Source organism: Lacticaseibacillus sp. 22 (genome assembly GCF_055413445.1).
On sequence record NZ_JBVAYD010000016.1, the window covers coordinates 57,143 to 65,424 of the forward strand.

The 8,282-nt window shown below is 43.1% G+C and carries 4 protein-coding genes; 1 reads left to right on the forward strand and 3 read right to left on the reverse strand.

The features are described 5' to 3' along the window. Positions 1-70: 70 nt before the first annotated feature. From ACWP87_RS08750 to pglZ, 3 genes are all read right to left on the reverse strand, one after another. Positions 71-2,155, reverse strand: coding sequence for a DUF262 domain-containing protein (locus tag ACWP87_RS08750; RefSeq protein ID WP_014569893.1), 2,085 nt, complete (start codon positions 2,153-2,155; stop codon positions 71-73). A 172-nt stretch (positions 2,156-2,327) separates the two neighbouring features. Next, entirely contained in the window at positions 2,328-4,382 is a 2,055-nt protein-coding gene (gene brxL / locus ACWP87_RS08755; RefSeq protein ID WP_014569894.1) for a protease Lon-related BREX system protein BrxL, read from the reverse strand. Beyond that, on the reverse strand, positions 4,372-6,870 hold the full coding sequence (gene pglZ / locus ACWP87_RS08760) for a BREX-1 system phosphatase PglZ type A (protein ID WP_014569895.1): 2,499 nt from the start codon (positions 6,868-6,870) through the stop codon (positions 4,372-4,374). The genes brxL and pglZ overlap by 11 nt, the downstream gene beginning before the upstream one ends. A 91-nt stretch (positions 6,871-6,961) precedes the next feature. Here pglZ and ACWP87_RS08765 point away from each other — a divergent pair. After that, a partial coding sequence (locus tag ACWP87_RS08765; RefSeq protein ID WP_048653662.1) for an Eco57I restriction-modification methylase domain-containing protein occupies positions 6,962-8,282 on the forward strand: 1,321 nt, incomplete at its 3' end.

Consider the following 8,282-nt stretch of genomic DNA (forward strand, 5'->3'; position numbering starts at 1 on the left):
TATTGGCGTAGCGTTGCATTTTAAGGTGCTTCAATTTTACCTGAAATTGGGTTAGGCAAACATCTTTATTTTAGTCATGATTAACAGTTCTAATTTTCACATTAACATCAGATAAATCGTAATGATTGCCTACCAAAATCCGTTTAATGTGCTGAACCCGACTCCAGGCACTATCCCCGCCTGCATAAACGGCCACATCAGCGTCTCCCAACTGCCGATACTTCTGGTCAGCCTCCACTTCATTCATATGCTTAACTAAGCTATCATCACTATTCGCCAAGACAAAAAAGTTCGATGGGTCCGCGTCCCACAAGAGATCAATTAATTGATTGTAAAGATCCGTCCAACTTTTGACTGCCACAACTTGATAATCACCAAAGCTAAAGGCGACCGGCTTTGTTCCGGTGGGATTGGCTGCAAAGATCGCATCCAACGAATCCCACGTACTCGGATCATCGCTCGTCACTTCCACATCAACTTCCGGCCGCGGCCAAACCTTAAGCGCCCGCGCCAGCAAGTCCGCCTGGCGCTTTTGTAACGTTGCTTCATCCCAATGATCAAACTGTGCGACCCACTGATTAAGCTTAATCCCAGACTTGCGGTAGCCGTCAGCCATATCGCGTTTATCGATAAATGTCCTGTTGCTCATTTGCCCATTGAATCCCGTCAGCGTAAGATTTGCCAACCGATTTAGCCAGATATTGTGCGTCAGTCGCCAATCCGGTCCCAAAGCATTATGCCAACTGGTATTCAGCACCTGTGGCATGATGTGCTCGATCGAATATTGGCCATCTGCCGCAGCCTCAAACAGATGCTGCTTTTCACCGTCAGCATTGTTCAATTCGTCCAAAATGAACCAAAGTGACGCCGAACTCATGTGGTAATAATCCTTTTCCGCCAATGCTTCTCTCAATGCCTGATCAGTTGGGAAACGCTTATTATCTTTAACCCCTTGTGTCAGCATCACCTTCAATGCATCGACATAGCCTATTTGTGATTTGGCCATCATATGTTCAACCTGCCGATTTAAAGCTGCAAAAAGTTGATTCAACCCCGTTGTCGGGATCCCGATGAAAAGCCGCCGCGCCAAATAAGCCAACAACACCTTTAACACCGCAACTAAATCATCTGTAGACAATTCCCCATCGCGCGCTTTAGCAAAAACTTGCAACAAATACGGCGCCAAAATGTCATTATTCAAATGTCCCAAACGAATCAGAAACCCTCTTACCCGAGCATCAGCTATCTCCGCTGTTTCTGGCGATGTAATCTCGGCAAAGAGTCGAGCAGCAGCACGCTCCTGTTTCAACTGCGCAATCCGATCAAAGCCCTGCGTCAAACCAACATAACGGCGGTAGTCACTATAGATTTCGTCTTCTTTAACCGGTTTGGAACTACGCGCTAAAGAAGTTAAATAGTGCCGGTAAAATTTAGACAGCCCATCACTACCTACCAAATGTTCATTTTGTTGCCAAATCTGAAAGGCCGCAGCTTGCTGATCACCTTTTAACCCCATCAATAAAAAATTTCGGATTTTATCGGATTCCGTCAAATTCATACCCGTAGAATTTAGGCTTTCAAATATCAGCTGAGCATCATCATCCTGATCGACAACAATGTCCATCACTTGAAGTCGCCGCTCAAGCAAATCAAGCCATTCATGTGCGCTTAAATCAGCTTGCTGCAAAACATTCCAAAAGTAGGCATAGGTCGTTTTAAAAATCGTGTCGGCAGCATTCATTCCGTTCTGCAAAACGTCAACATATTGCTCCTCGTCTCCTGGCACCGGATGAAGCCGATTTTTGGCAACTGAATCATAGTCATACTTGTTAATCAGAAATTCTTCGTTAATTCGTTCATAGTTAGGATCGTCATTACCCAGAAAATCTCGCACAGCAATTAAAAACAAAGAAATCGTCGTCAGTCGCTGTTGTCCGTCAATGACCGCCACGGTGCTAATGCCACTCGTTGCATCTAATATCAAGCTACCCAGAAAATATCTTTGTTGCCCATTTGAATAAGCGGTTTTCAAGTCACTAATAAGCCGCTCAAGCTGTTCCCGCCGCCAACTGTAGCGCCGTTGGTAAACCGGTATGTTAATGGTTTTGTTGTTTGCGATTGTTTCGCTGACGATTAGATCTGCATTACCCTTCATGAATTGTCACCCCAAAGTGTTTGATTGCGCCAACTAGAGACATTGACAACCCTTCCGGAATAGTTGACGGTTAATCTCGGCTTAATTCATCCTCAATAAATAAAGTCAAACCATTCTCTGTATCAAAGCTGTTCATTAAAAGACCATCTGCCCCAAATAAATTTCACTAGATTCAGCCAACCCCCAGAGCTTTAAACGCTGCATCCTTCACAGAATTGTAAAAGATTAAATTAAACGAACTCATGAGATCAGTCGGCACACTGCTGATGTCACTAGCTGCAGCAGCTGGCAACAAAACTCGCTTAGCACCACTATCTAAAGCTACTTGCAGGGTGTCTGCCAAGTCATCGATTCGCGAAATTGTTCCACCGATCGTGAAATCCCCTAGAATGACAAGCCTATCAAGTGTTGGTTTTCCTAAAGCGATGGAAACAAGTGCAATCAGTGTTGCTAGTGAAATGTGACTAGAAGGTGCTGAATTGTTTAGATTCGTCGCACTGACGAAGAAATCCCGTGCATCGGCATTAATTCTTTGGTCAATTGATTTGTAATTGGCTTCAAGATAATTAAAGGCGGTATTCATAGCTTCTTTTGCTTTTGTACTAGAGCCAACACCTGAGCGATTTAGCCTTCCAAGTCCCGGTACTGTCTGCGTTTCTAATTTAATTAAGCTTAATCGCTTGCTATCATCGTAGGCCACTGTATAAACATGCCCCGGATTCTCTTGCCCTTCCGGAATAAGTGAACTTGAGCCTGACTCAGGAACGGAAACATACTTCTCCTCAAACGATACTTTATCAATATATGAAAAGTTAACATCGTAGAATTCCATGCCGCCAACTCGTTTCAGCTGCTCTTTAACGCGTCTTCGCATCTCCATCGCAAATTCAAGAATTTTGGCGACATCATCTTTTGTAAAGACGCCATCAGGAAATAAAAGCTTCACTAGTCCCGAAACCGTCGTTCTAACAGCGATAACATCACGCTGGTTCAACTGTTTTCCAAATGAAAAGTATTCATCAATGGCGTCAGCATATGAAATCTTCCGTAACTCACGCATAACCTCTGCAAAGTAATCGGTGATGAAACCAAAGCCCTTTGTAAAGAACTCCGGACGATACTTTGGAATCTCCCAGCCGGGTAGGTAATTATGAATTCGATCAAGAAAGGCAGTATCGTTACCCATCATCTCTGGAAATGGTTCAAACAGATTTGATGTCCGCAACAAAACATCGACACTTTGATTGATATTTCCCACAAAGACCATACCTGCCGAAGCTTGAATTTCGTTTCTTCCTCTGGCAAATGATCCAGAAGCCATATAGTCCTTCATGATCTGGACACCATCTTTATCTTTGAAGTGAATTCCCGCCACTTCATCGAATGCAACAACATCCCACATGCCGACCAAACCAACCTCTCGCCGCGACATATTGTAAAACAGATTTGCAACTGTCGTTTGTCCGCCTGATACAAGAATGGAATCCGGAGAGAGTTCTTTGTAAACGTGTGACTTACCAGTTCCACGAGGTCCCAGTTCAACAAAGTTATAATTATTTTCCACAAACGGGATTAAGCGTGACAATAACAGCCATTTCTCGCGTTCCGTGAACTGAGTCGGCTCCATACCAGTTGTCCGCAGCAAAACGTCCAACCATTCATCAGTGGTAAATGCCTTCCGTCCCGCATAAACTTCCTTCATGTCCACGAAGGGTACTTGAATTGGATTCAATTTCTGAATGGAAAAATGATCGAGACTTTCATGATCATAGCTAACGCGCACAATTGACCATATACCGCCGATTAACAGACGTTCATAATCTTGTACATAGCGTTCATCAACAGGCACACCGGTTAATCCCAGATTACTAAAACTAGCCTCGTAACGATCTTCACCTTCATTCAAATGAACAGTGAGTTTATCAATGACCGTATAGGCGCCATCTTCGCGAATCTTTGACTTAACCTTTTCGGCTTCATCAGGGCGGACATAATTATGCGCTAAGGTCTTCTTAACATTTTCAACGCCGCGCTCGATCGTCTCCTCATCTGAACTATTAGCGAATTGACCAAGCAAAAACTCGAGAACGTAGGTTGGCACATTAGCCCCTTCCTTAATTCTCTGAGTCAAGTCCTTTCGTACGAATCGTCCGGGAAAGTTTTGTTCCAACTTGACCAACACTTCATCATTTTTTACGGAATCAGCTTGCGTGTCATCAGATGTCAAAGTCAAACCCTCCCCCTACAGTGAGATCCATTTGATAGTCGATTGAAGTTGTTGTATTCGCCTCAACGTTTTGAATGATTAGCTGATAGTGACCAGCGCGATCAAAGTCTTGATCAATGAGCGGGATATGTTTACGAATCAGCCGATCATTAACATTGACGGACGTACTATCTGCTTGGACAACTTGTTCACCGGAAATGTGCCGCCCACTCCCATCTACAAAGTACAGAGCATAAGTAGCTGGTCGATGTGTCTCATCAACAGGGTCATTTTGCAGCATGTTAACGATCACCTCATGACTCGTGATACGGCGGGTGGAATCTGTAACCGATAACGTAACATAGGTTGCCTGCGACTTTCTGCTTTCCGTCAAAACATGTAGCACTGGAACGATCATTTCTTGCGGAGAACAGCCACCGTGGACATAATTTTGACCGGCTCCAGGGACCGAAAAGACATTCGCGTTGCTTGGATAGAAAACCATTCGCTCATCGTCATTGTTCAAGATGTCCCCTAACTTGACACGACCAACACCGATTTCGTCAAAATCCTGTGAACCAATAGCATAACGCAGGTTCTTCTGCTCGAAATCCACCTCAGCCGGCAAACTGATCTTATCCGTTGAATCAAGCAAATGCCGCCGATAAATAAACCCGTGATCAGCCGTTACATAAATATTTCGAATGGAAATATTACGTAACCGGTCAATTGCGCGCGTAAGTTCTTCAATCGCATCATCAACTGCACGAAAAACGTTCGTTTCAGATGCGGGCTTATCACCAGTTGCATCAACAGTATCGTGATAAAAATAAATCACTTTTTGGTTAACAATATATTTTTTCTGATCTGCCAAGCTCATTGAGATAAAATCCTTCAAATGCATGGCCCGACTTTGAGGCTCTAAAGATTGGAGAATCTCTAAGCGTTGTTCTAGGTTGACAGCTTTCTTACCGTCCACCAATAATTCCTTGTCGCCTTGATATGTCAGTTTCTGGTTAGGCAACAGTGATGGCATGCCAAAGTAAGTGACAGAAGGCACCCCCGTGATCGCATAATGCATGTCGGTTCCGAAAACATCGCGCGAATCAAGGCGTTCTTGAAGTTCTTTAGCCGCCTCAAATCGAAAAGCGTCTGAGATGATTACTACAACCCGATCTTTATTAGGTGCTACGACAGAAGAATAGAAGTTCCGCTCAAGGGTTCTTGGCTCAACTACATTTGGCACATACTCTTGGCACCAATCATGAATCGTTGGAGCAAGATGGTCATTGTTATACGCAGCTTCGACCTTCTGTGACAATTTCTCAAACACTTCAACTTGCGACGTAGGCAATTGGTCCGAAGCATTCGTATATTTGCGATACGCGGTGTCAATCAAATAACCGTCAGTGATATAAGCATGAATAAGATCATCTAACTTGCCAGTATCGTGAATTTCGCGTTTCGTCAAAATGCTGTGGGCCTGAACGACCATACTATAAGCAAGTTGATTCTCTTCGGCAAAATACATCCTGCACCGTTTTCCAGCAATCTCAGGCAAGCTCATTTGGTCAATCACTTCACCAAGATGGCCTTGCAGAAGCTGTTCAACCAGCCACTGTACAACTTGCTGATCAAACTGAATAAAAGTATCCGTCTTTAAGCGTTCAGAGATCTTCAAGTTCTTGAACAATTGATAGCCATCAAGTTGCTGCCAAACGTCTGTGGCTATTTTTTTGTAAACCGCTCGAGTATCCCTTCGATTACGCCAATTAAGCATAAAGGATACGACATTATTGATATAACTGACCTCATAGCTTTGAAGACTTGTTGGCAAGTCGAGCTCCATCTGATAATAGGCAAAGTTAATCATCATTGTCGCCAATAGATCTTGTAATTCATGTTTGCCGTGGTAACCATACGCCCGATCGACAAAACTCCAGAAAGTTGGCAACAATTGATATTTGTCGAATCCGTCCAACAATGCCGGATTCTTGATAACTTCAATCAAAATGTTTGAAAGCTGCAGATCAGACGTCTTAGCAATTGCGGCTAATTCCACTTGCTCGGGATTTTTGCCATGCTGGTAACGTTGCTTAAATCGCGCAATCCGGGGCTTTGCGCCAAAAAACTTACGCTGATCTTCAACAAAACTAAGCTCAGTCTCCGGCAAGCCAAGCTCATGCAGCAACATAACATTCATGTCTGCTGTAAACTTCTTCGAATATAAAATCATATCAGTCAAGAGATTTTGGTGAATATCGGGTTCGGCAAAATTGGCATAAACAAGCGCCTTTTCACCAGCTTCTTCAATCTTTATAAGTTTGAGTTTCGTCTTTAATTGCGTACGCACCGCCATCACTACGATTGGCTCATTCAGTTCTTGAGCCAAATCATCAATGTTTTCAGCAAACTCACCATTTTTGTCATACCAAAAGACAAAATGTGTCCCGCTTTTAAACAATTTCTCGATGCCAGTGACGACATCCTTCATCTCTACCTCTGCCATACTTTATCTACTCCTAATTAACGCACCGGCTAGTATTCTAGCCTCTAGTATAACTAACAGTTAAAGCCGTGGCTATAATCCTACTTTCTTTTTGTTCACTCCAAGCTATTCGGTTGGGGTCATTCGTGATCTTGTGGATGATATTCGTGAAGATGATTTTGATGTAGACAAGGGTGGTCAGGTTGAGATTATTGGGTGGCTGTATCAGTATTACAACATTGAACCGCACGATAAAGTAGTCAACATCAATGGTGGTCCCATCAAGACAAACGACATCCCTGCCGCCACCCAACTGTTTACGACGGACTGGGTTGTCCGGTACATGGTTGACAATTCACTAGGCCGCTTATACCTTGAATATTTTCCTGACTCGCCCATTAAGGAAGCTTTAACCTATTTACTGCCAGGGCCTATCGAAAAACGAACTGATGAATTTGACATCACCAAGTTAAAAATTTTAGATGACGCAATGGGATCTGGTCATATCTTGGTCTATGCTTTTGATTTGCTAATCAAGATGTACATCGAACAAGGCTATGGTCAACGTGAGGCCGCAAGTGCGATTTTGGCACATAATTTGTATGGTCTAGAGATCGACAAGCGCGCTTATCAATTGGCTTACTTTGCTTTAATGATGAAAGCTCGGCAGTATAGTCGGCGCATCTTAAACGAGTCAGTCCACCATAATCTGCATGTGTTCGAAACAGTCGATGATGTGCCAAACGAGGCTTTCGAAAAGATGAAAGCTCCTAAAGAGGTCATTGACGATTTAAAACTGCTTGCCGCGACTTTTAAACAAGCCAAACTACTCGGTTCAATTATGCACTTCGACAAACAATTTGATTTTGATAAGCTTGTTAGTGCAGTAAATTCCTTGCCAGAGTCCACACAACTGGATTTATTTGGGCTTCAATCAGCTAAAGATAGTCTTCACAATATCCTAAAGATCGCTCAAATCCTGCAGACTAAATTTGATGTGGTGGCAACTAATCCACCATACCTAAATCGCATGAATGGCGATCTCAAGAAGTATGTGAAGAAATTCTACAAACCTTATTCAGGGGATCTTTTCTCAGTTTTCATTTGGAAGAATATTGAGATGACCGCAACAAACGGATATGCAGCTTATATGACGCCGTTTGTTTGGATGTTCATTAAAACCTATGAAGGACTTAGAAAAGCCATCTTGAACACGAAGCAGATTTCCACTTTGATTCAAATGGAATATTCAGCCTTTGAAGAAGCAACAGTTCCTATTAACACCTTTGTTTTGAAGAATAAATCAGATAGTGAGGCAGAAGGCACATACCTGAAGCTTTCAGACTTCAAAGGCGGTATGGATGTGCAGAAAAAGTACGTTTTAAAGGCTGTTTCTGATCCATCGGTTGGATATCTATATCGTACTAAACAAA